The organism is Ruminococcoides sp. (assembly GCF_057037865.1).
In genome coordinates this window covers 23,061-45,692 of record NZ_DBLZMS010000002.1, presented here as the reverse complement: position 1 = coordinate 45,692, position 22,632 = coordinate 23,061, and the positions used below count along the sequence as shown (strand labels likewise).

Sequence of the window (22,632 nt, the reverse complement as noted above, 5' to 3'; positions counted from 1 at the left end):
GGAGGTGATTTTTTGCCGAGTTTTGAAGAGGAGGCTTTTAACCGAGCACAGCAGATGCACCGAAAGCCGCAATTCAATCGTGAAGCACCAAGAAGGGAAGTTCCGAAACAACCCGAAAAGCAGGAAGAACCAAAGTCCGAAATTCCCGAACCGCCCGTTCCGAAAAAGGATGACGGCCTTTTGAATCTGATGTTCAAAAACAAGGAACAGAGCCTAATTCTTTTGCTTGTGATACTGCTTATGGAGGAAAACACCGATCCGTCAGTTCTGCTTGCGCTGATGTATCTTCTGATGTGATTATCGGATTTGTCCGTTTCCTCTGATGATATATTTTGAGCTTGTAAGCTCGTTAAGTCCCATAGGTCCTCTTGCGTGGAGCTTTTGGGTTGAAATTCCGATTTCTGCACCGAGTCCGAATTCTCCGCCGTCGGTAAAGCGAGTTGATGCGTTTACATAAACCGCCGCAGAATCAATTCGTGCCGTGAACTCGTTTGCACTGTTGTAGTCGCTTGTCACAATGCATTCGCTGTGACCTGTACTGTACTTCTGAATGTGAGCAATTGCGTCATCAAGGCTGTCAACAACCTTTACGGCAATGATGTAATCGAGAAATTCTATTCTATAATCTTCTTCCGTTGCAGAAACAACGCAGTCACCGAGAATCTGTTTTGTTCTGTCACAGCCTCTGATTTCAACATTCTTTTTATCAAGCTCTGCTTTGATTACAGGCAGAGCTTTTTCTGCGATATCCTTGTGTACAAGCAATGTTTCAAGCGCATTGCACACAGATGGGCGAGAGGTTTTGCCGTTGAAAACAATATTTTTCGCCATTTCAATATCTGCACTCTTGTCAACATAGATATGGCAGTTACCCACGCCTGTTTCGATAACGGGAACCTTTGCATTTTCAACAACGCTTTTGATAAGTCCTGCACCGCCACGGGGAATGAGTACATCGAGATAATCGGAAAGCTGCATAAGCTCTGTTGCACTCTGTCTTGTTGTATCCTCAACAAGTGCTACGCAGTCACGGGGAAATCCTGACTTTTCAAGTGCGTCACGCATAACCCTTGCGATTGCCATATTTGAATGAAAAGCCTCTTTACCGCCACGAAGAATTACGGCACTGCCTGCTTTAAGGCAAAGAGCCGCCGCATCGGAAGTTACATTAGGTCTTGCCTCAAAGATGATTCCGATAACACCCATCGGAACTGTTACCTTTTCAATCTGCAAGCCGTTTTTGAGGGTTCTGCCGTCAAGAACTCTGCCCACGGGATCGGGTAAAGCCGCAACCTGTCTTACCCCGTCAGCCATACCGTTGATTCTATCCTCAGACAATCTGAGTCTGTCGAGAAGTGACGCCGTAAGACCGCTTTTTTCGCCGTTCTCAAGGTCAATTTTGTTAGCTGCAAGAATTTCTTCGCAGTTTTCGCAGAGTGCGTCTGCAATTGCACCGAGGGCAATGTCCTTTTTTGAACCGGCTGTCATAAGAAATCTTGACGCATCTTTTGCCTTTGCGCCCATTTGTTCAAGTGTAGTCATAATTTTCCTCCGATTATTTAACAGGTAAAAATTTTGTTCCGATTTTGTTTCCGTCAATTACTTCATAAAGATTTTCGGGATTTGAGCCGTTGATAACGCTGACCTCAACACCTCGTTTTGTGGCATAATCAGCCGCCTGAAGCTTTGTAATCATACCGCCTGTACCACGGTTTGAGCCTGTACCTGCCGCCATTTCAAAAATTTCCGCATTGATTTTTTCGATAATATCAAGCTTTTTGGCATTTGGATTTGTTCGTGGGTTTGAATCGTACAGACCGTCAATATCCGTAAGAATAATGAGTCTGTCTGCGGCAACAAGTCCTGCGACAATTGCGGAAAGCATATCGTTATCACCGAAATTGTTGCCCTCAAGCTCATCAATTGTAACGGTATCGTTTTCGTTGATTACAGGGATAATGTTCATTCTGAGAAGCTCGTCAATTGTGTTGATAACATTCTGCCTTTTCTGCTCTGTTTCAACAGCGTGGCGGGTAAGCAGCAGCTGAGCAACAGAGTGGTTGTACTCGCCGAAAAGTTTGTCATACATAAACATAAGCTCACACTGACCGATTGCGGCAAGAGCCTGTTTTTTCTTGGTCTCGGTAGGTCGCTTGTCAAGACCTGCCTTGCCCATTCCTACAGCAATAGCACCCGAAGAAACGAAGATAACCTGTTCTCCGCGGTTCTGCAAATCAGAAAGCACCTTGCAAAGCTGTTCAACTCTTCTGTAATTTATTTTTCCGTTTTCATAAGTCAGCGTTGAAGTACCAACCTTGATTACGGTACGCTTTTTCTCCATAAAAACACCTGTTTCATTGCAGATTTTCATTTTTGCACTTTTTCATTATGTACAATTAAAATAATTATAACATAATGTACACGATAAATACAACACTTTACATAACAAAACCCCGAAGTTTTGGCACTTCGGGGTTGATTTTGTATTTAATTTAGTGAGGATATCTGTTGATAAGCTCACGGAGGTCATACGGAGTCGCCTGATAAACGAAATAGTTGAGCCAGTTTGTGTAGAGCAAGGTTGCGTTGCTTCTCCAAATCATCGGCGGAGTTTTTGACGCATCGTCATTCGGGAAATAATTGTAAGGAACATGCGGATTGAGTCCCTTGTTTTTATCTCTGAAATATTCCTTGGCAAGGGTGTCACGGTCATACTCTGCGTGACCTGTAACAAACACCTGTCTGCCGTTTCGACTGCAAATTACGCATGAACCTGCAATCTCGGAAACCGCAAGTACTTCAAGCCCTCTGCATCTTTTCAACGCCTCTTCATCAATTCCCGTATGTCTTGAATGCGGAATTGTGAATGTATCGTCAAAGCCTCTCATAAGCTTGTGATGCGGAACAAGCACCCTGTGGGTGTAAATTCCGCTTAATTTTTCGGGCAAAAGGTGCTTTTTTATGCCGTAGTGATAATAAAGACCTGCCTGAGCGCCCCAGCAGATGTGGAATGTTGAACACACATTATGCTTTGACCACTCCATAATTTCACAAAGCTCACCCCAATAATCGACCTCTTCAAAGTCGAGCTGTTCAACAGGCGCACCCGTGATAATCATTCCGTCAAAGCTTTCGTTTTTCACCTGATTAAATGTCTTGTAAAAAGTTGTCAGGTGATGAGGAGAGGTGTTTTTAGAGGTGTGTGATGCCATCTGCAAAAGCTCGATATCAACCTGCAGAGGACTGTTGCCGAGCAGCCTTAAAAGCTGGGTTTCGGTTTCGATTTTTGTCGGCATCAGATTCAGAATAAGAATTTTCAGCGGACGGATATCCTGTCTGAGAGCAACCTCGTTCGGCATTACAAAAATATTTTCCGATTCCAGCACCTTGATTGCCGGAAGATTACTTTGTACCTTGATTGGCATTTTCTCACCACCTTTATTTTTTCTTACGAGCAGACAGTAAGGCTTATATCATACCTTAGCGTCCCGAACCTGTCATTGTACTATTGATGTCTTATATTTTACAAGCAACTCTGTCTTCATCTGTTCGGTTGTTATTTCACCGTTTGACCAACGGTCTGACAACAATTTTGAACTTTCAGAGGCAGGAACACCCTCGATACTGTTTACGGCATTTGCAATTTTTACTGCACGCCTACGCTTTTTCAAATCAACCGACTGCATTCCCGTCACCTCAGAAAATATTATTGACTTTATTTACAAATTAATACTGCTTGCCCCAGAATACCATATGCTTTGCAGGCTTGCCGCAGCATACGCAAACATCCGAGAGATGCTCCTCGTTGAACGGGATACATCTGCTTTTTACACCGCCTGTAACTTCTTTGATTTTTTCTTCACAGGCTGTATCGCCGCACCACATAGCCTTGATAAAGCCGGGCTTGTTCTTGGCTGTGTCAACGAACTCATCAAATGTTGTTGCCGTGAATGTCTTTTCCTGTGTGTTTTTAAGAGCACGGTCATACATATCGTTGTGGATTGTAACCATAAGGTTTTCAACAAACGGTACAAGCTCGTCAATTGAAACAAATGCCTTTTCACGGGTATCACGGCGGACAACCACGCACTGGTTCTTTTCAATATCCTTAGGACCGATTTCAACTCTTACAGGCACGCCTTTCATTTCATACTCGGCAAACTTCCATCCGGGAGCGTGGTCTGAAGAATCGAGTTTTACTCTGAACTTTTCGGCAAGTGCTTTTCTAAGCTCCTCTGCCTTTTCAAGAACACCCTCTTTGTGCTGTGCAACCGGAATGAGTGCAACCTGAATAGGGGAAATCTTCGGCGGAAGAACAAGACCGTCATCATCAGAATGAACCATAATGAGCGCACCGATCATTCTTGTAGAAACACCCCATGATGTCTGATGCGGATAATGAAGCTTGTTGTCCTTGCCTGTGTATGTGATGCCAAAGCTCTTTGCAAAGCCGTCGCCGAAGTAGTGTGATGTACCGCCCTGAAGAGCAACACCGTTGTGCATCATCGGCTCGATTGTGTAGGTTTCTTCGGCACCTGCGAACTTTTCTTTTTCTGTCTTTCTGCCGATTACTGCCGGAATAGCAAGAGTTTCCTTGTAGAAATCAGAATAAACATGTAACATTCTGAGCGTTTCTTCTCTTGCTTCTTCTTCGGTTTCATGCATTGTATGACCTTCCTGCCAGAGGAATTCCGATGTACGAAGGAACGGACGGGTTGTCTTTTCCCATCTTACAACGCTGCACCACTGGTTGTAGAGCTTCGGAAGATCACGGTATGTGTTGATAATCTTTTTATAATGTTCACAGAAAAGAGTTTCCGATGTAGGACGAACGCAAAGACGCTCCTGAAGCTTTTCCTGACCGCCTATAGTAACCCATGCACATTCGGGGGCAAAGCCCTCAACATGGTCTTTTTCTTTCTGTAAAAGACTTTCGGGAATAAACATAGGCATATAAACATTCTCGTGACCTGTTTCTTTGAAACGACGGTCAAGGTCAGCCTGAATATTTTCCCAGATAGCATAGCCGTAGGGGCGGATAACCATACAGCCCTTTACGCCCGAATAGTCAACGAGCTCAGCTTTTTTAACGATGTCGGTGTACCATTTTGCAAAGTCCTCATCTCTGCTTGTGATAGCTTCAACCATTTTTTTGTTGTTTGCCATTATATTCCCTCCGTAAAATAAAATTTTACTTATTTTTTAACATATTTTTTTGCATTTTCAAAATGCCGAATACACGGCTGTCATAACATCTATAACATTACTATTATACACTAATTCTTTTATTTTTCAACCTTTTTGATACAGCCTGAATTTTTAAATTTTCAGCCTTTTCAATATACACTAAATCTGCAAATTTTCAACCTTTTTGAGCAAAACAAAAAGAGGCCGTAAAAACGACCTCTCAAAAATTAAGTGCGAAAAAACAAGAGCAAATTATGAGTTAGCCTCGATGTAAGAAACGAGTGAACCAACTGTCTTGATGTTTTCGATTTCCTCATCGGGAACTTCAACCTCAAACTCGTCTTCGATTGACATAAGAAGGTCAACAACATCGAGTGAATCTGCGCCGAGATCTTCCTGAAGATCTGTGTCGGCAGTAATCTTATCCTCTTCAACATCGAACTGTTCAGCAAGAATTGCCTTAACTTTTTCTAATACCATTAATAATTCCTCCCGGTAAAAATATTGATTGTCCAAAGTAAATTATAGACAAAAGCACTTAGTTTATGCTACAATGGTATGAAAGCAAACGGATTGCTTCACTTCCCTTATATTATTGATTATTTACCCCTTTGTCAATATATATTTGAAATTTTTTTGAAAAATTTCTGATTTTTGCATAAATAATTTCTTTTAAGTTTATTTCTGCATAGCTAAAAATATGAACCTCGGAGGTATTCTTTATTATGGAAACCAAGAAATTTGCCGTAATCGGTCACCCAATCGGTCACACAATGTCACCGTTTATACACACAAGACTTTTTGAACTTCAGGGCGTCAAAGCCGAATATACAAAGCTTGACATTGCTCCCGAAAATCTTGAATATGAATTTAAAAATACCCTTTCAAAACTTGACGGATTTAACATTACAATTCCGCATAAGCAGGCAGTCATTCCGTTTCTTGACGAAATTGACGCAAAGGCCGAGATGTACGGCAGTGTGAACACGGTTTCAAACAAAAACGGCATTTCAAAGGGTTACACAACAGATCCGGACGGATTTTTAAAGGCTCTTGATGCGGCAGGAATTATGCTTAACGGCAGAATCGTAATCATCGGTTGCGGCGGCGTTGCAAGAACAATGGCGTATGAGGTTGTTCTCAAAAAACGGCCCCTCCTCTTTGCCGTAAGAAAAGAGGATTTGAAAATTGCCGAGGCTTTATGCGATGAAATCAGAAAAACAGTTGCAGGTTGCGATGTAAGCTTCTGCCTTATTGACGAACTTTCGGGTGACATTGATGTGCTTATCAACGCAACTCCTATCGGAATGTTTCCTAAGATTGAAAATCAGCCTGTAAGCGACAGTGTAATAAACCGTTGTACAAATGTATTTGACGCTGTTTACAATCCGCTTGAAACAATGCTTGTTAAAAAGGCAAGGGCAAACGGTGCAACAGCCGAAAGCGGAATGGCAATGCTCGTATGGCAGGCAGTTGTTTCTCACGAACATTGGGACGGCTCTGTTTATGACAAGGGCGACATTGCTCAGCTTTGTATCGACTCTGCAAAAGAGCTTGAAAAGAATTTCTGATGAACGGAGAAATTTAAAGTGAACAACATAGTTTTATGCGGATTTATGGGTTGCGGAAAATCAACCGTAGGCAAAAATATTGCAAGAAAATCGGGAAGAAAATTCCTTGATATGGACTCATACATTGAAGAAAAAGCAGGAATGACAGTTTCCAAAATATTTGAAAAATACGGCGAAGAAAAGTTTCGTGATATGGAACATGATGCCTGTGTTGAGCTTGCAGGGCTTGAAGGTCTTGTAATTGCATCAGGCGGCGGTGCGTTTACATTCAAGAGAAATGTTGAGGCCTTCAAGGGCAAGGACAAGATTGTTTTTCTTGATGTTCCGCTGGGAATCATCAAAAGCCGTCTTAAAAATGACACAACAAGACCACTGCTTCAGCGTCCGGACAGGGACAGGGTTATGAAAGACCTTTATGACAGCAGATATCCGATTTATCATGCCGCTGCCGACATTGTGGTAAAGGGCAAAAATACGCCGTTAAAAACCGCTTTTGCGATAATCGACGCAGTAAGCGGAACAGATGTGGCTGAAAAACCGCATAAAAACGCTTGATTCTGCATTTATTCTATTGACTATCACGCTTTAAAGTGCTAAAATGACTAAAGAAATATGACGAACTTCGATTCGTTTCGTCAAAAGTGAATTGAAAGGAAATTAAAGCAATGATTATAGTATTAAAACCGTCTGCAACAGAGGAGCAGATTACAAAATTCACAAATATGCTCAAAGAGAGCTATGATGTAAAGGTTAATAAGTGGGACGGTGTTCATTCAACCGTACTCGGTCTTATCGGCGATACAACAAAGATTGACATTGAGTATATTGACGCTCAGGATATTGTTGAAAATGTAAAGAGAGTTCAGGAGCCATACAAAAAGGCTAACAGAAAGTTCCACCCCGACAATACAGTCATTAAAATCAATGACAATGTAACAATCGGTGACGGCAGTCTGCACATTATGGCAGGTCCCTGCTCTGTTGAAAGCGAGGAGCAGATTGTTCAGATTGCAAAGGATGTTAAGGCATCGGGCGCAACACTTCTCAGAGGCGGCGCATTCAAGCCCCGTACTTCACCATACGCTTTCCAGGGACTCAAGGCAGAAGGACTTGACCTTCTCAAAACAGCAAGAAGAGAAACAGGTCTGCCGATTGTAACAGAAATTATGAGAGCATCACACATTGATATGTTCGAGAATGTTGACATTATTCAGGTTGGTGCAAGAAATATGCAGAACTTTGAGCTTCTCAAGGAGCTCGGCAAAATTGACAAGCCTATCCTTCTCAAGAGAGGTCTTTCCGCAACAATCGAAGAATGGCTCATGAGTGCCGAATATATTATGGCAGGCGGTAACGATAAGGTTATGCTCTGCGAAAGAGGTATCCGCACATACGAAACATTTACAAGAAACACTCTTGATATTTCGGCTATCCCGATTATCAAAAAGCTTTCCCACCTTCCTGTTATTGTTGATCCGAGCCATGCATCGGGCAAGTCATGGCTTGTTGAACCGCTTGCAATGGCAGCAGTTGCCGCAGGTGCAGACGGTCTTATCATAGAGGTTCACAACGATCCGCCGCACGCACTTTCTGACGGTGCGCAGTCACTTACTCCAAAGCAGTTTGACGGAGTTGCAAAGAAGGTTTTCGGCTTAAAAAAGGCTGTTGACAAATTAAATTAAGATTTTTACTTTCGGTACGGTTTTTCAGCCGTACCGATTTGGACTTTAATTAACTTTACTAAAGAATACACAAACGGAGGCTAATGCAGTGAATATTGCAGTTGTAGGACTCGGAATTATCGGCGGCAGTTTTTGCAAGGCGATAAAAAAGTACACCGACCACCGTGTAATCGGTATCAACAGAACAAAATCTACTGCCGAAAAGGCTTTAAAAGAAGGTGCGATTGATGAAATCGGCACACATGAAAGCCTTGAAAACGCAGACCTAATTATCCTTTCAATGTATCCGCAGGCGGTTGTTGACTATGTTTCAAGGTACGGAGAACACATAAAAAAAGGTGCGGTTGTAACCGATGTTTCAGGCATCAAGAGGGCAATTTGTCCGCAGATGACAAAGCTTTCCGAAAAATTCGGCTTTGTTTTTGCCGGCAGTCATCCGATGGCAGGCAAGGAAACAAACGGTTTTGATGTTTCAGACGCCGACCTTTACAAAAACGCAAGCTACATTATCGTTCCGTGCAAGGCTGATAACAGCGTTGTAAATATGTTGTCTGACTTTGCAAAATCAATCGGCTTTGGCACAGTAAAAATCACAACTCCCGAAGAACACGACAGAATGATTGCTTTCACATCACAGCTTCCGCATGTGCTTGCGTGTTCATATGTTTTAAGTCCGTGCTGTCCGAACCACAAAGGCTTTTCGGCAGGAAGTTACCGAGATGTTTCGAGAGTTGCAAATATAAATTCAACGCTTTGGAGCGAGCTTTTCCTTGAAAACAAGGATCCGCTTATTTCCGAGCTTGATATACTTATAGATAATATTACAAAAATTAAAGATGCAATAAGTGCCGAAGATGCCGACACTCTCAAGGCACTTCTTGAAAAGGGCAGAGAGGTCAAACAGGCACTCGGAGAATAAAGAGGAAGGAGAACTTTTATGAAAACTATTCATGTTTCCACGGGAAGTCCCTATGACATTATGATTGAAAGAGGTATCCTTGATAATTGCGGCGAGATTATCAAAAAGCTTTCAAATGCAGAAAAAATCACTATTGTAACAGATACAAATGTTGCTCCGCTGTACAAATGGAGAGTTCTCAACTCTCTTTCACAGCAGGGTTACCAGACTACCGCCCATGTTTTTCAGGCGGGCGAGCAGTCAAAGAATCTTAACACAATCGCAGATATCTATGACACACTTGCAGATTTTAAGATGACAAGAAAAGACCTTATCGTTGCGCTCGGCGGCGGTGTTACGGGCGATATGGCAGGCTTTGCCGCCGCAACATATCTGAGAGGAATCGACTTTGTTCAGATTCCGACATCTCTGCTTGCACAGGTTGACTCATCCGTAGGAGGAAAAACAGGCGTTGACATTGCACAGGGCAAGAACCTTGTCGGTGCATTCTATCAGCCAAAGGCTGTTTTGATTGATCCCGACACTCTTTCAACTCTTCCCGACCAGTTCATCACAGACGGTATGGCTGAGATTATCAAGTACGGCTGTATCAAGGACAGCGAATTTTTTGAAATGCTTGCAAACGGTGACGCTCTTGAACACATTGACGATGTAATTGAAACCTGTGTAAAAATTAAGCGTGATGTAGTAAACCGTGACGAAAAGGAAGCAGGGGAAAGAATGCTTTTAAACTTCGGTCACACACTCGGTCACGCAATCGAAAAAATCTACAACTATACAGGTATCACACACGGTATGGCAGTTGCCGTCGGTATGGTAATGATGACAAAGGCAAGCGAAAAGCACGGACTTACCGAGGCAGGAACTGCATACAAGATTGAAGAAGTTTGTGCAACCTACGGCTTGCCGACTACCGATGACGCAAGCCTTGAAAAAATTGCCGAGGCGGCTCAGACAGACAAGAAAACTTCGGGCTCGTCAATCAATGTTGTTTTGCTTGAGAAAATCGGCACAAGCTTTACCAAGAAAGTTGCAATCTCCGATTTGCTCGACTTCATCACACCGTAACACGGTAAACATATTTTAATGAAAGGCTGTGGAAGTATGGCTTTGTCAACCGACAAAAGCAGTAAGCCGTATGTACGGTATCTTCCGTTTGTACCAAACGGCGAGGTGAACATTCCCCCGTCAAAGAGCGATGTTCACCGTGCAATAATCTGCGCCGCCCTCACAAGGAGCAAATGCACAATTGCACCCGTTGCTCTGTCAAATGACATCAAGGCGACAATCGGCGTGATTGAGGATATGGGATGTACCGCCTCAATAAAGGACGGAGTGCTGACTGTTGACGGTACAAATATTTTTAAAACAGATAATGTAACGCTTGACTGCGGCGAAAGCGGCAGTGCTTTGCGATTTTTCATACCCGTAGCCGCAGCCGGCGGTATTAATGCCACCTTTGTCGGTCACGGAAAGCTTCCCGAAAGACCTATCGGAATTTTTACGGAGGCTCTGCCAAAAGCAGGAGTAAAGTGTGAAACCGAGGGCGGTCTGCCGCTCAAAATCAGCGGTCGGCTTGAAAGCGGAACTTTTGAAATTCCCGGTAATGTAAGTTCGCAGTTCATTACGGGACTTCTGCTTGCTCTTCCGCTTGTTGAGGGCGACAGCGACATTGTGCTGACATCTCCGATTGAGAGCGTCGGCTACATAAATATGACAATTCACACTATGGCACAGTTTGGTGTTGAAATTGAAACAACCGACAACGGCTGGCACATCAAGGGCGGTCAGTCATACATTCCGCATGATTACACAACAGACGGCGACTGGTCGCAGGCGGCTTTCTTTATGGTTGCAGGCGCACTCGGCGGAAAGGTGACTGTGAACGGCGTCAACAGAAATTCCGCACAGGGTGACAGGAAGATTGCCGAGTTGCTTGCACGGTTTGGTGCAAAGGTAACGCAGACGGATACTTCCGTAACCGTTGAAAAGGCAGAGCTTAATGCAATTGACATTGATGCTTCGCAGATTCCCGACCTTGTACCCGTGCTGACGGTTTGTGCCGCATTTGCAAAGGGAACAACCAGAATTTACAATGCCGAAAGACTTCGCATAAAGGAATGTGACCGTCTTATGGCAACCGCTAAGCTGATAAACGATCTCGGCGGTAAGGTGACTGAGTTGCCTGACGGACTTGTCATAGAGGGAATTGACACCCTCAAGGGCGGATTCTGTGAGGGCTTTAATGACCACAGAATTGTAATGTCGGCAGGTGTCTGCGCAGTAAGACTTGGCGGTGAAATTGAGTCAAGCTATGCGCTTTCAATCAACAAAAGTTACCCTGATTTTTACATAGATTATAATAATATTGGAGGTAAGGCGAATGTCCTCGACCTACGGTGATAAGATAAAAATTTCCGTTTTCGGCGAAAGCCACGGCAACGGAATCGGAGTTGTAATTGACGGACTTCCGGCAGGATTTGAGGTTGACTTTGACAGGGTTCTCGCTCAAATGGCACGCCGTGCTCCGGGCAAGGATAGAACAGCAACTCCCCGAAAAGAAAAAGACCTCCCAAAGGTTCTTTCGGGTATGCTCGGCAACAAGCTGACAGGTGCTCCGCTTTGTGCCGTAATTGAAAACACCAACACAAAAAGCGGTGACTACGGCAATCTTCTCGACTGCCCCCGTCCGGGTCACAGCGACTACACAGCCTTTGTAAAATATAATGCGTCAAACGATATTCGCGGCGGCGGTCATTTTTCGGGCAGACTTACTGCACCGATTGTTTTTGCAGGTGCTGTCTGCCGTCAGATTCTTGAATCAAAGGGCGTTAAAATTGCCGCCCATATCAGCAGTATAGGCAATGTTTCTGACAGCTCCTTCTCTCCGACGGAAATTGATGACGCACTCATTGAAAAGCTGAACAGCTCATCGTTTGCACTCATTGACGAAACTGCCGAAAAACCTATGAGAGACGCCGTTGAAGATGCCAGAATGGCACAGGACAGCATCGGCGGAACAATTGAATGTTGCGTAACGGGCATTGACGCAGGCTACGGTGAGCCGATGTTTGAAGGTGTTGAGGGCGTTATTGCCAAGGCTGTTTTCGGTGTTCCAGCAATTAAGGGCATTGAGTTCGGCAAAGGCTTTGAGCTTTCAACAATGAGAGGCTCGCAGTCGAACGATCCGTTTGAATACAAAGACGGCAAGGTCGTTACAACAACAAACAACTGCGGCGGTATTTTGGGCGGAATTACAAACGGAATGCCGATTATTTTCCGTGCCGCCGTAAAGCCTACACCGTCAATTTCACAACCGCAAAGGACTGTAAATCTTCAGACAAAAGAAAATGCAGAGCTTGTTATTCACGGCAGACACGATCCGTGTATTGTGCCGAGAGCAGTCCCCGTTATTGAGGCTGTTACGGCTGTTGCAATTATTAACCTTATGTGAGGCCTTTATGAGAGATTTAAAAGAAATCAGAAAAGATATTGACAAAATAGACAATCAGCTTATTGAGCTTTTTAAGCAGAGAATGGATTGCGCAAGGGATGTCGGCATCTACAAGCAGGCAAACAACATTCCCGTTCTTAACGAGGGCAGAGAGAATGAAATTCTTGATGCCGTTGAAGAAAAGGGAGGCGAATACGGCGCATCTGCAAGACTTCTCTACTCAAACATTATGGAGCTTTCAAGGGCGCTCCAGCACAACATTGTCGGCAGCGGCAAAGAGCTTAAAAGCGTTATCAACAATGCAAGCACGGATATTCCGTCAAGCGGAATCAAGGTTGCGTATCAGGGAATCAAGGGTGCTAACGGTCATGAGGCAACTTTAAGACTTTTCCCGAACGGCGAGGCTGTCAATTACAAAAGCTTTGCAGATGTATTTTCTGCCGTTGACAACGGTGAGGTTGCATTCGGTGTTCTTCCTGTTGAAAACTCAAGCGCAGGCTCTGTTTCGGCAGTTTATGACCTTATTCTCAAGCACCGTTTTTACATTGTAAAGGCACTTGATTTGCCTATTGACTACTGCCTTGCAGGTCTTAAACAATCTGCTTTTGAGGACATTGAAATTGTGTGGTCGCATCCGCAGTCACTTTCACAATGTGCGCAGTATATTGCCGACCACGGCTTTGATTCTGTTCCATTCTCCAACACGGCAATTGCCGCCCGTGATGTTGCAAAGGAAAAGCGCCTCAATGTTGCGGCAATCTGTTCATACAAAGCGTGTGAGGAATACGGCTTGAAGGTTCTTGACAATCATCTTCAGGACAATGACGAGAACACAACAAGGTTTATTGTCATCTCCAAAAAGCTGTACATTCCCGAAGATGCGAACAGAATCAGCCTTTGTTTCTCGCTTCCTCATGTTACGGGATCGCTGTACAGCCTTTTGTGCAGATTCAATTCGCTCGGTCTTAACCTCACAAAAATCGAATCCCGTCCCCGTCAGGGCAGACAGTTTGAATATCTGTTCTACCTCGACTTTTCGGGAAATGTCAGAAGTGAAAATGTTATTGAACTTGTAAGTCAGCTTAGCGAAGAGATGCCCGAATTCAGCTTTTTGGGCAACTACGCAGAACCCGAGTTCCCGATTAAATAAACCGCACGGCGAACGACTACAATGTTACAATTGTTTTGTTCAATTTCAAAAAATTACACCCTTTCGGAATTTATCGAAAGGGTGTTTTTATATGTCAAAATGTTGATTTGGTTTTCATTTCAAAAACTCAATTAAGAGCAGGCTTAATATTTTTTGTTGGCGTGATGAAAGCTCTTTGCCTTTAAGATTGCAATCGGTAAATTCTTCGTAGAGCAGTTTCATTATATTTGTCTGCATTTCATTCAGATTATTTATATAGAGAGCATCTTTCTTTTCTATGCCAACAAGGTAATCAAGCGAAACATTGAACACATTTGCAATTGAAATCAAAACTTCAAGCGGAGGATATTTGATGTTGTTTTCATAATTGCTTATGACAGGCTTGCTTCTGCCGATTCTCCTGCCCAAGCTTTCCTGCGACATATGTCTTGACTCCCTCAGCTCTCGTATTCTTAATCCGAAATCAAACATTATATTCACCTCAAAAAAAGTTTTTGATAAGAATATTTTAAAACACTTGCGTTTTGTAAACAAAAACTGTATAATACAAGTGTTCACAAAACAAAAACTAAATTATATAAAAGTTTTCTAATAGTGAATTTACGGCAGAAAAATTATTTGTTTATATATCAAATAAAATAAAACAAAAAGGGGAAATTCAAATGAAAAAAATCACAAGCATTTTATTATCGGCTTTGCTTATTATAGCAAGCCTGTCGGGTTTGACAACGGTTTGTCAGGCACTTGACACAGAAGACGATACGGTTTATCCTGGGGATCAAATAACCATTACTTACAGCTTTGCAAAAGATATCCCGGCGGGTTGTCCTTGCTATCTGTTTAGAACGAATTATCCGTTTCAAATGGTAAAATACAGTTCTTTTGAAAATCATTGGGTATTGTGGCCTATGGTTACTGCAGATGATGGATACTATTATGATGTAACAGCTTCAGCTTTTACAGCCTATGGCCCTGAAGTAAAAGCAGGTGAAAAAATTGTTTCTATTACGTATGAAGTAATAAAAGAAACAAAGGTAAGTGATCTTGATTTTTCATTTACTGAGCTTCAGCTTTATGACAACAAAGATAATAATTACAATAATGATTATTCATACCTTTCTTATGATGTAAAAATCACATCAAGGGGTGAAAAGCCTACTGAGCCTACAACAGTAGCTCCAACAACTACTGAGCCTACTACTGTAGCACCTACTACAGAGGAACCCACAACTGTAGAACCCACTACGGCAAAGCTGAGAACTGTAAAAGGTACTGTAAAAAGCTATCTGTCCGAAAGTGATACGGTTACAATTCAGCTTATAAAATCGGGTGAGGTAGCATATGAAACAACCGTAAAAGGCAACAACGCCAAATATTCAATTTCGGGTGTTGCAAGCGGAACATACACGATGAAGGTTTCAAAAAATGCCCATGCAGACAGAGAATACACGGTCATAGTTGCAAATTCCGATGTAATACGGAATGCTAAAATTTTTGCGATTGGCGATGTAAACAGTGACGGTGATATTTCGGTTGTCGATGCAACTCTTATTCAGAAATATATCGTTGGTCTGGAAAATCTCAAAGATTTGCAGAAAAAATCGGCAGATGTAAACGATGACAACGAAATTTCTGTTGTCGATGCAACTCTTATTCAGAAATATATTGTCGGTCTTGTCGCATAATATGGAGAAATAGTTGCTTAATTAAATTAAAATTGAAAATTGAAAATGGAAAATTATGGTCGAGCGTAACATTGCAACCGCTCGCACAATGTTACAATTGATTTGTTCAATTTCAAAAAATTACACCCTTTCGGTAAATTCCGAAAGGGTGTTTTTATGCTTAAACTATAAAATTATATTTAATCAGCCGTCAATTTCTACGAGGGCGAAGCTTTGCGGTGACATTGTTACCTTGCCGTCTGCAAATTCAGCGTTGCCGAGGGCATATACTGTTTTGCCTGTATATTTTGCGTTCATTACTGCACTTTCACCGAGGGGGTTGAAGTACATAACGAGGTTGCCTCTCTTGTATGCAAACGGAATTTTGCCTTCTTCATACATAAATTCAAGCTCACCGTTGCCTTTAAGGTCATCATACTTGTGACGAAGTGCAATGATGTCTGTTACAACCTTGTAGATGCTGTCGGGGTCGTCCTTCTGATCCTCAACAGTCGGAGCGTCGGCACTCTTATCAACTGCAAGATACGGCTCGTCACTTGTTGAGAAACCGAGGTTCTTACCGCTGTTCCACTGCATAGGGGTACGGGAGCCTGTTCTTGAATAACCGCCCTCCTTGCTTACGATGCCTTTCTGATATCTCATGCCGATTTCATCACCGTAGTAGAGGAACGGAACACCCGGCATTGTGAAAATGAATGCGTTCACAAGCTTGATAGCCTCTTTGTCAAGATATGCCGTAACTCTCGGCATATCGTGGTTGTTTGTCATAAAGCTGATGTAGCCGTTGTCCTTTGTCTTTTCGTAGTTTGGAAGATATTCGTCTGCAAATGCTTTGATATCACCCTTGCCATTAGGATTGAAAACAGCCTGATCGCCAAATTCACCGTAGCGGAAAAGTCTGCTGTAGCCGTTTCCGTAGTGGTCAAGATAAAAGTCCATGTGGAAACCTGCATTGTTGATTGCTCTTTCGGGATTACACCACTCTGCAACCATTGCGGCATTCGGATATTCCGTGTCGAGCATATCACGCACCCCACGCCAGATTTTTGCCGTTGCAATTTTATCGTCATCGTTCTTAACAAGTGAGTCAGCCATGTCAACTCTGAAACCGTCAGCACCCTTGTCAAGCCAGAAACGCATAACATCCTTCATAGCCTCTGCCGTTGCAAGACAGTCGGGATGATCACACGGCAACTGCCATTCGGGATGTGTGATTTCGTGGAAACCGTAGTTAAGAGCAGGCTGTGAGCTGAAGTAGTTTACCATATAGTTGCCGTCACGCTCGCAAAGTCCGCACATCATACGGTACTGCGGCGGTGCGTCCCATACGCTCTTTGTAAAGATGTAACGGTTTGAATATTCGCTCTTTGCGGCTTTTTTAGCCTCTAAAAACCATTCGTGCTGGTCTGATGTGTGACCGGGAACGAGGTCAAGAAGAATCTTGATTCCCTTTTTGTGAGCCTCGTCAAAAAGACGAACAAGGTCATCATTTGTGCCGTAACGCTCTGCAACCTTCTTGTAGTTGCGAACATCATAGCCTGCATCCATAAAAGGTGAATCGTAAATCGGGTTGAGCCAGATTGCGTTGCAACCGAGGCTTTTTACATAATCAAGCTTGCTGATGATACCCTCGATGTCACCGATTCCGTCACCGTTGGTGTCACAAAAACTCTGCGGATAAATTTCATAGAAAACAGCGTCATTAAGCCAGTTTGGCATAAAAATCATTCCTTTTGCTTTTTATTTTCTGTGGCTGTATCTTACGGCATCATTGTAGCATTAAATTGTTATGTTGGCAACCTTTTTGTATTGCACACACAAAATCTGAGAATTATGTGTGAAAAAACAGCCAAATTTTATTCCATTAATATTTACTTGCAAAAGTGCTTCGTTCATCATAATATGTAAACAGATGTATGTGTATCGGAATTTAGGGGAGGGAGTATTTTGACTGTTGACAAACTCGGCGATAATAAACTGCTGATTAAGCTTGATGAATCGGATATGGAGAATTTTGAGCTTGATTTCGGAAAGATGAGCTTTAAAAACGAGGATAATCAAAAGGTGATTATCGGACTTATGCGACTTGCCTGTTGCAGGGCGGGACTTGACACGAACGGTAAAAATGTGAGAATAGAGGCTTTTCTGCTCGGCGATGAATGTTGTATCCTTGTTACGGCAAATCCGAAAAAACGAAAATACAGGCTGAAAAAGTCCGACAGCGGTCTGTGCTGGAAAATGGCGAATGCGTCGGATTTTCTGAATGCAGTAGAGGCTTTGTACCGCAGTAACATATGTTGCAGAAAAAGCTCCGCATACGAAATGTCGGGAAATTATTACCTTGTGTTTGATTATTTTTCATTGCCGAAGCATATGATACGGGTGTTGTCGGAATACGGTGAAAGGCAAAAATCCCGCAACGCAGCGGCAAGAGTGCGTGAAAACGCAAACCTGTTGTGTCATGCCGATGCAGTTGCGGTGATAGGAAAGTTTCTTGTGTAAATTGAAAATGGAAAATTGAAAGTTGAAAATTGTTTTGTTTGATTAAAAACCCCCTTTCGGAAATACTCCGAAAGGGGGTTAATCTATGCGTATGTTTAATCTTTTTTTACTTCAATTTCGCCGTGTTCTTCTTCAAAGGACTTAACCCTTTGCTTTATATACTGCTCAATTTCACGATTTGCGGAACGACCTTCATAGTCGGCAACATATCTGAATTTCTGAAAAAGCGTGCGGTTAACTCTCAGAGTGTATCGTAAAATATTATCATCCATAATCGGTACTCCTAAATGTTATTATGACACTATTTTAATGTAATTATTGCGTCAAAACGAAAATGGTGCTATTATGATGTCATAATGGTGTCATAATTTTAGGAGTGTGAAAAAATGAAAATTGCGATAGTAGGCTCAAGAAGTATTACAGTGAATAATTTAGGCGATTATTTACCTGAGAATACAACTGAAATAGTAAGCGGTGGTGCTATTGGAGTTGACAGAAGTGCGAGAAATTACGCTAAGACACATAATATAAAACTAAAAGAATTTTTACCCGAATACGAACGATACGGGCGGTCAGCACCTTTGAAAAGAAATTTGCAAATAATTGATTATGCCGATGAAGTTATTGCATTTTGGGACGGTATGTCACACGGAACACGGTTTGTTATAGAGAATTGCAAAAGAAAAAATGTGCCGATTAAGGTTTATGCTTTGGCAAATAAGTAATGTTGCAAACGAACCGAAAATTTCATATATAAAAAACGGTCGGGCAACATAACTATGCGTTTTGCAAAGCAACTGCCCGACCGAAATTTTTTATTTTACATTTTCAATTTTTAATTTGTAAAACTATCTTTGTTTTGTGAATGAAAACTCAATTCTGTTGTTGTCGTAATTAAGCACCATTGTCAGCACACCGCTGTCATAGCTCAGCTTGTATGCCGTACCGTTTACTGTCAGGTCAACGGAGGTTCCGTTGAATGTGTAGGCTGAATCACACGAAATTCCTGCAAGGGTAACCGTGCAGTTACTACTGTCCTTGAAATCAAGACCAAACTGATCCTCGTCAATTCCAAGCTCGCTGTATGAAATTGTTTCGCCGTCTGTCTTTGCTGTTGTCGGTACCCATTTGCCGATTATTTCGGTATTTCCGTTGCTTCCGCATCCGCAGAAAATTGATGCGAAAACAAACACGCACAGCACAAGGCACATAACCCTGACTTTCATATAATACACACCCTTGAATTTGTTTGTTCCTCTTACGCAGTATATTTTACCATTTTACGCTTTATTCGTCAAACTTTAAATGTTATAAAATTGAAATTATATGCCACATTTTATTTGCTGATAATTGACAAATCGACACATAAATGAGATAATAAAAAGGTATATGAACTCGGTTTATCCGAACAATAAATCAAGAGGAGTAATGACTATGGCAAAGGAACTTGCTAAATCCTACAACCCGTCAGAGTTTGAGGACAGAATTTACGACTTCTGGCTGAAAGGTAACTACTTTCATGCAGAGGTTGACAAAGATAAAAAACCTTATACAATCGTAATGCCGCCGCCAAACATCACAGGTCAGCTGCATATGGGACACGCACTTGACGAAACACTTCAGGACATTCTTATCCGTTGGAGAAGAATGCAGGGCTACAGCGCACTTTGGCTCCCCGGTACAGACCATGCGTCAATTGCTACAGAGGCTAAAATCGTTGAGGCAATGCGTAAAGAGGGTATCACTAAAGAGGATATCGGCAGAGAAGAATTCTTAAAGCGTGCATGGGAATGGAAAAAGGTGTACGGCGGAAGAATCACAAGTCAGCTTAAAAAGCTCGGTTCAAGCTGTGACTGGGAGCGTGAGCGCTTCACAATGGACGAGGGCTGTTCAAAGGCTGTTAAAGAAGTTTTTGTTCGCCTTTATAATGACGGAAAAATCTACCGTGGCAACCGTATGGTAAACTGGTGCCCTCATTGCTGTACATCAATTTCGGATGCCGAGGTTGAATACAAGGAGCAGAACGGTCATTTCTGGCACTTGCTCTATCAGGTTAAGGAGACAGGCGAGTACCTTGAAATCGCAACAACCCGTCCCGAAACAATGCTCGGTGATACTGCTGTTGCCGTCAACAAGGACGATGAGCGTTACAAGCACCTCCACGGCTGTCATGTAATCCTTCCGCTTCTTAACAAGGAAATCCCGATTGTTTGTGATGAACACGCAGATATGGAAAAGGGAACGGGTGTTGTTAAAATCACTCCTGCACACGATCCTAACGACTTTGAAGTCGGTCAGCGTTGCAATCTTCCGATTGTCCGTTGCTTTACATATGACGGTCACCTTACAGGTGCAAAGGATGTTGAAGAATACAACGAATTAAAGGCAAAGGGACAGCTTGCCGAAAACGAACCCGAGGTTCTCGACTGCGGAAAATACGCAGGCATGACAACAATGGAGGCAAGAGAGGCTATTGTTGCCGACCTTAAAGAAATCGGCGCTCTCAAAGAGGTTGAAGAGCTTACTCACGATGTCGGCACTTGCTACCGTTGTCACACAACAATTGAGCCTATGGTTTCAAAGCAGTGGTTTGTAAAAATGGCTCCGCTTGCAAAGCCTGCAATTGATGTTGTCCGCAAGGGCGACACAAAGTTCATCCCCGAAAGATTTGAAAAGGTTTACTTCCATTGGATGGAGAATATCAAGGATTGGTGTATTTCTCGTCAGCTTTGGTGGGGACACAGAATCCCGGCGTGGTACTGCGATGACTGCGGCGAAGTTATGGTTGCCAAAGACGCACCCGAAAAGTGTTGTAAGTGCGGCAGTACACACATTCATCAGGACGAGGACACTCTCGACACATGGTTCAGTTCGGCACTTTGGCCGTTCTCAACACTCGGCTGGCCCGACAAAACTCCCGAACTTGAGTATTTCTATCCCACAAGCACTCTTGTAACAGGTTATGATATCATCTTCTTCTGGGTTGCAAGAATGATTTTCTCAGCTTGTGAAAATATGGGTTCTGCTCCGTTCAAGACCGTATTTATGCACGGTATTGTAAGAGATGAAAACGGTATCAAGATGTCAAAATCTCTCGGTAACGGTATTGATCCGCTTGAAGTTATTGACAAATACGGTGCAGACGCACTCCGTTTCTTCCTTGCAACAGGCAACACACCCGGTAACGATATGCGTTATTCCGACAAGCGTGTTGAGGCTTGCGCTAACTTTGCAAACAAGCTCTGGAACGCATCCCGTTATGTTCACATGAACATTGACGACCACGATGTTAAGAATGAACTTCCGAAAACTCTCACAACAGAGGACAAGTGGATTGTTTCAACTCTCAACACAGTTGCAAAAGAAGTAAACGAAAATCTTGAGAAGTTTGAACTCGGCATTGCAGTTCAGAAGATTTATGAATTTATCTGGGACTGCTACTGCGACTGGTACATTGAGCTTGTTAAAACAAGACTTTCAAGTGACGGTGAGGACGCTCAGAATGCAAGACAGGTACTTCTTTATGTGCTTGATCAGATTCTTAGACTTCTCCATCCGTTTATGCCGTACATCACAGAAGAAATCTGGCAGACAATTCCTCACGAGGGCGAAACAGTAATGCTCGCAAAGTACCCTGAATACAACGCAGAGCTTGATTATCCCGAGGCATCGGATGAAATGAAAAAAATTATGGCTGCAATCCGTGCAATCCGTAACCGCCGTGCAGAGATGAATGTTCCGCCGTCAAGAAAAGCAAAGGTTTATGTTGCAACAAAGTTTGCCGACACATTCAGAGACGGCACACAGTTCATTCAGAAGCTTGCATCAGCAAGCGAGGTTGAAGTTGCAGAAAGCTTTGAAATTGAGGGTGCTGTAAACATTGTAACGGCAGATGCAAAGATTTACATTCCTATGGACGAGCTTGTTGACAGGGAAAAGGAGCTTGCAAGACTCAACAAAGAGCTTGAACAGGTTAAAAAGCGTCTTGCACAGAGCGAGGGCAAGCTTAACAATCAGGGCTTTGTTGCAAAAGCTCCCGAGGCTGTAATTGAAAAGGTTAAGGGACAGGCCGCAAAGGAAAGAGAGCAGATTGCTCTTATCGAAGCCGCAATTGCCGCACTCAAATAATTCGGCAATCCGATAAAACAGAATAAAATTATAATCAAAGGCTGAAAGAGCATAGTTGTTCTTTCAGCCTTTTTATGTTTGTGCAGATAGTATTAATAGGGAGAGAGTAAGCTTTTTAAATTGAAAGTTGAAAATTGAAAATGGAAAATTATAGTCGGGAAGACAGTTTGCAAAATGCAACGCATTGTTTCCCAATTGTTTTGGTTTTACAACCAAAACAAATGGCGAACACGGTTCGCCGCTACAAAATATCCGTAACTATGGTTTGCTCCATGAACAAAAATAACATCCGAAACGGTCAGGAAAAGTCAAAACGCAGAATTGTCCGCTTTAAAAGTAAAATCTGTGAAATAA

Annotated in this window: 23 protein-coding genes; 13 read left to right on the top strand and 10 right to left on the bottom strand. The window is 42.8% G+C overall.

Features of this window, described 5'->3' with window-relative positions; genetic code table 11:
• The first annotated feature begins 12 nt into the window (after nt 1-12).
• A complete protein-coding gene (locus AC2HW8_RS01935) occupies nt 13-297 on the top strand; it encodes a hypothetical protein (RefSeq protein WP_021883466.1) in 285 nt (94 codons plus the stop codon).
• Here the strand turns inward: AC2HW8_RS01935 and AC2HW8_RS01930 are convergent, their stop codons facing one another.
• The 6 genes from AC2HW8_RS01930 to acpP all read right to left on the bottom strand — a co-directional run bounded on the left by AC2HW8_RS01930 (nt 298) and on the right by acpP (nt 5,667).
• On the bottom strand, nt 298-1,542 hold the full coding sequence (locus AC2HW8_RS01930; RefSeq protein ID WP_443707155.1) for a glutamate-5-semialdehyde dehydrogenase: 1,245 nt from the start codon (nt 1,540-1,542) through the stop codon (nt 298-300). It lies immediately after the preceding gene.
• A 13-nt stretch (nt 1,543-1,555) separates the two neighbouring features.
• Nucleotides 1,556-2,371 (bottom strand): glutamate 5-kinase, encoded by an 816-nt coding sequence (gene proB / locus AC2HW8_RS01925; RefSeq protein WP_015523227.1) that lies wholly within the window; start codon nt 2,369-2,371, stop codon nt 1,556-1,558.
• Between the two features lie 121 nt (nt 2,372-2,492).
• Entirely contained in the window at nt 2,493-3,425 is a 933-nt protein-coding gene (gene metA / locus AC2HW8_RS01920; protein WP_304005308.1) for a homoserine O-acetyltransferase MetA, read from the bottom strand.
• A gap of 72 nt (nt 3,426-3,497) precedes the next feature.
• The gene (locus tag AC2HW8_RS01915; RefSeq protein WP_021883462.1) at nt 3,498-3,686 is read right to left on the bottom strand and encodes an antitoxin VbhA family protein; all 189 of its coding nucleotides are present in this window, start codon (nt 3,684-3,686) and stop codon (nt 3,498-3,500) included.
• A 40-nt stretch (nt 3,687-3,726) separates the two neighbouring features.
• A complete protein-coding gene (proS, locus tag AC2HW8_RS01910) occupies nt 3,727-5,166 on the bottom strand; it encodes a proline--tRNA ligase (RefSeq protein ID WP_117965977.1) in 1,440 nt (479 codons plus the stop codon).
• A gap of 273 nt (nt 5,167-5,439) precedes the next feature.
• A complete protein-coding gene (acpP, locus tag AC2HW8_RS01905; RefSeq protein ID WP_015523230.1) occupies nt 5,440-5,667 on the bottom strand; it encodes an acyl carrier protein in 228 nt (75 codons plus the stop codon).
• Between the two features lie 245 nt (nt 5,668-5,912).
• On the opposite strand from acpP, the gene AC2HW8_RS01900 reads away from it, so the two are divergent.
• From AC2HW8_RS01900 to AC2HW8_RS01865, 8 genes are all read left to right on the top strand, one after another.
• Complete coding sequence (locus AC2HW8_RS01900) at nt 5,913-6,758, top strand: shikimate dehydrogenase family protein (RefSeq protein WP_484327086.1); 846 nt, start codon at nt 5,913-5,915, stop codon at nt 6,756-6,758.
• Nucleotides 6,759-6,776: 18 nt separating this feature from the next.
• Nucleotides 6,777-7,313, top strand: coding sequence for a shikimate kinase (locus AC2HW8_RS01895; protein ID WP_242989266.1), 537 nt, complete (start codon nt 6,777-6,779; stop codon nt 7,311-7,313).
• Nucleotides 7,314-7,423: 110 nt separating this feature from the next.
• Entirely contained in the window at nt 7,424-8,440 is a 1,017-nt protein-coding gene (gene aroF / locus AC2HW8_RS01890; protein ID WP_015523232.1) for a 3-deoxy-7-phosphoheptulonate synthase, read from the top strand.
• An 88-nt stretch (nt 8,441-8,528) separates the two neighbouring features.
• Nucleotides 8,529-9,359 (top strand): prephenate dehydrogenase, encoded by an 831-nt coding sequence (locus AC2HW8_RS01885; RefSeq protein ID WP_306526278.1) that lies wholly within the window; start codon nt 8,529-8,531, stop codon nt 9,357-9,359.
• 18 nt (nt 9,360-9,377) lie between these two features.
• On the top strand, nt 9,378-10,427 hold the full coding sequence (gene aroB / locus AC2HW8_RS01880) for a 3-dehydroquinate synthase (protein ID WP_015523233.1): 1,050 nt from the start codon (nt 9,378-9,380) through the stop codon (nt 10,425-10,427).
• Nucleotides 10,428-10,463: 36 nt separating this feature from the next.
• Nucleotides 10,464-11,762 carry a 3-phosphoshikimate 1-carboxyvinyltransferase gene (gene aroA, locus AC2HW8_RS01875; protein ID WP_484327085.1) on the top strand — a complete coding sequence of 433 codons (1,299 nt, stop codon included), beginning with the start codon at nt 10,464-10,466 and terminating at the stop codon, nt 11,760-11,762.
• Complete coding sequence (aroC, locus tag AC2HW8_RS01870; RefSeq protein WP_484327084.1) at nt 11,743-12,813, top strand: chorismate synthase; 1,071 nt, start codon at nt 11,743-11,745, stop codon at nt 12,811-12,813. Before aroA ends, aroC begins: the two co-directional genes overlap by 20 nt.
• 7 nt (nt 12,814-12,820) lie before the next feature.
• A complete protein-coding gene (locus AC2HW8_RS01865; RefSeq protein WP_117837830.1) occupies nt 12,821-13,963 on the top strand; it encodes a bifunctional chorismate mutase/prephenate dehydratase in 1,143 nt (380 codons plus the stop codon).
• Nucleotides 13,964-14,077: 114 nt separating this feature from the next.
• Here AC2HW8_RS01865 and AC2HW8_RS01860 read toward each other — a convergent pair whose 3' ends face one another.
• Nucleotides 14,078-14,434 (bottom strand): helix-turn-helix domain-containing protein, encoded by a 357-nt coding sequence (locus AC2HW8_RS01860; protein WP_101105935.1) that lies wholly within the window; start codon nt 14,432-14,434, stop codon nt 14,078-14,080.
• Between the two features lie 191 nt (nt 14,435-14,625).
• On the opposite strand from AC2HW8_RS01860, the gene AC2HW8_RS01855 reads away from it, so the two are divergent.
• Complete coding sequence (locus tag AC2HW8_RS01855) at nt 14,626-15,648, top strand: dockerin type I repeat-containing protein (RefSeq protein WP_484327083.1); 1,023 nt, start codon at nt 14,626-14,628, stop codon at nt 15,646-15,648.
• A gap of 183 nt (nt 15,649-15,831) precedes the next feature.
• On the opposite strand, the gene AC2HW8_RS01850 is transcribed toward AC2HW8_RS01855, so the two are convergent.
• Nucleotides 15,832-17,367 carry an alpha-amylase family glycosyl hydrolase gene (locus tag AC2HW8_RS01850; RefSeq protein ID WP_484327082.1) on the bottom strand — a complete coding sequence of 512 codons (1,536 nt, stop codon included), beginning with the start codon at nt 17,365-17,367 and terminating at the stop codon, nt 15,832-15,834.
• Nucleotides 17,368-17,595: 228 nt separating this feature from the next.
• Between AC2HW8_RS01850 and AC2HW8_RS01845 the strand changes: the two genes are divergently transcribed.
• Nucleotides 17,596-18,150 carry an adaptor protein MecA gene (locus tag AC2HW8_RS01845; protein ID WP_484327081.1) on the top strand — a complete coding sequence of 185 codons (555 nt, stop codon included), beginning with the start codon at nt 17,596-17,598 and terminating at the stop codon, nt 18,148-18,150.
• Between the two features lie 95 nt (nt 18,151-18,245).
• Here AC2HW8_RS01845 and AC2HW8_RS01840 read toward each other — a convergent pair whose 3' ends face one another.
• The gene (locus AC2HW8_RS01840; protein ID WP_015523241.1) at nt 18,246-18,422 is read right to left on the bottom strand and encodes a hypothetical protein; all 177 of its coding nucleotides are present in this window, start codon (nt 18,420-18,422) and stop codon (nt 18,246-18,248) included.
• Nucleotides 18,423-18,536: 114 nt separating this feature from the next.
• Between AC2HW8_RS01840 and AC2HW8_RS01835 the strand changes: the two genes are divergently transcribed.
• A complete protein-coding gene (locus AC2HW8_RS01835; RefSeq protein ID WP_015523242.1) occupies nt 18,537-18,875 on the top strand; it encodes an SLOG family protein in 339 nt (112 codons plus the stop codon).
• Between the two features lie 123 nt (nt 18,876-18,998).
• Here AC2HW8_RS01835 and AC2HW8_RS01830 read toward each other — a convergent pair whose 3' ends face one another.
• On the bottom strand, nt 18,999-19,376 hold the full coding sequence (locus AC2HW8_RS01830; RefSeq protein ID WP_015523243.1) for a hypothetical protein: 378 nt from the start codon (nt 19,374-19,376) through the stop codon (nt 18,999-19,001).
• A 208-nt stretch (nt 19,377-19,584) separates the two neighbouring features.
• On the opposite strand from AC2HW8_RS01830, the gene AC2HW8_RS01825 reads away from it, so the two are divergent.
• Nucleotides 19,585-22,278 carry a valine--tRNA ligase gene (locus AC2HW8_RS01825; protein WP_304001754.1) on the top strand — a complete coding sequence of 898 codons (2,694 nt, stop codon included), beginning with the start codon at nt 19,585-19,587 and terminating at the stop codon, nt 22,276-22,278.
• Nucleotides 22,279-22,632 lie beyond the last annotated feature (354 nt).

Coding starts and splice junctions, on each gene's coding strand:
- AC2HW8_RS01930 (WP_443707155.1), bottom strand. CDS start 1,542: ATGACTACACTTGAACAAATGGGCGCAAAGGCAAAAGATGCGTCAAGA.
- proB (WP_015523227.1), bottom strand. CDS start 2,371: ATGAAAATCTGCAATGAAACAGGTGTTTTTATGGAGAAAAAGCGTACC.
- metA (WP_304005308.1), bottom strand. CDS start 3,425: ATGCCAATCAAGGTACAAAGTAATCTTCCGGCAATCAAGGTGCTGGAA.
- AC2HW8_RS01915 (WP_021883462.1), bottom strand. CDS start 3,686: ATGCAGTCGGTTGATTTGAAAAAGCGTAGGCGTGCAGTAAAAATTGCA.
- proS (WP_117965977.1), bottom strand. CDS start 5,166: ATGGCAAACAACAAAAAAATGGTTGAAGCTATCACAAGCAGAGATGAG.
- acpP (WP_015523230.1), bottom strand. CDS start 5,667: ATGGTATTAGAAAAAGTTAAGGCAATTCTTGCTGAACAGTTCGATGTT.
- AC2HW8_RS01900 (WP_484327086.1), top strand. CDS start 5,913: ATGGAAACCAAGAAATTTGCCGTAATCGGTCACCCAATCGGTCACACA.
- aroF (WP_015523232.1), top strand. CDS start 7,424: ATGATTATAGTATTAAAACCGTCTGCAACAGAGGAGCAGATTACAAAA.
- aroB (WP_015523233.1), top strand. CDS start 9,378: ATGAAAACTATTCATGTTTCCACGGGAAGTCCCTATGACATTATGATT.
- aroA (WP_484327085.1), top strand. CDS start 10,464: ATGGCTTTGTCAACCGACAAAAGCAGTAAGCCGTATGTACGGTATCTT.
- aroC (WP_484327084.1), top strand. CDS start 11,743: ATGTCCTCGACCTACGGTGATAAGATAAAAATTTCCGTTTTCGGCGAA.
- AC2HW8_RS01865 (WP_117837830.1), top strand. CDS start 12,821: ATGAGAGATTTAAAAGAAATCAGAAAAGATATTGACAAAATAGACAAT.
- AC2HW8_RS01860 (WP_101105935.1), bottom strand. CDS start 14,434: ATGTTTGATTTCGGATTAAGAATACGAGAGCTGAGGGAGTCAAGACAT.
- AC2HW8_RS01855 (WP_484327083.1), top strand. CDS start 14,626: ATGAAAAAAATCACAAGCATTTTATTATCGGCTTTGCTTATTATAGCA.
- AC2HW8_RS01850 (WP_484327082.1), bottom strand. CDS start 17,367: ATGCCAAACTGGCTTAATGACGCTGTTTTCTATGAAATTTATCCGCAG.
- AC2HW8_RS01840 (WP_015523241.1), bottom strand. CDS start 18,422: ATGGATGATAATATTTTACGATACACTCTGAGAGTTAACCGCACGCTT.
- AC2HW8_RS01835 (WP_015523242.1), top strand. CDS start 18,537: ATGAAAATTGCGATAGTAGGCTCAAGAAGTATTACAGTGAATAATTTA.
- AC2HW8_RS01830 (WP_015523243.1), bottom strand. CDS start 19,376: ATGAAAGTCAGGGTTATGTGCCTTGTGCTGTGCGTGTTTGTTTTCGCA.
- AC2HW8_RS01825 (WP_304001754.1), top strand. CDS start 19,585: ATGGCAAAGGAACTTGCTAAATCCTACAACCCGTCAGAGTTTGAGGAC.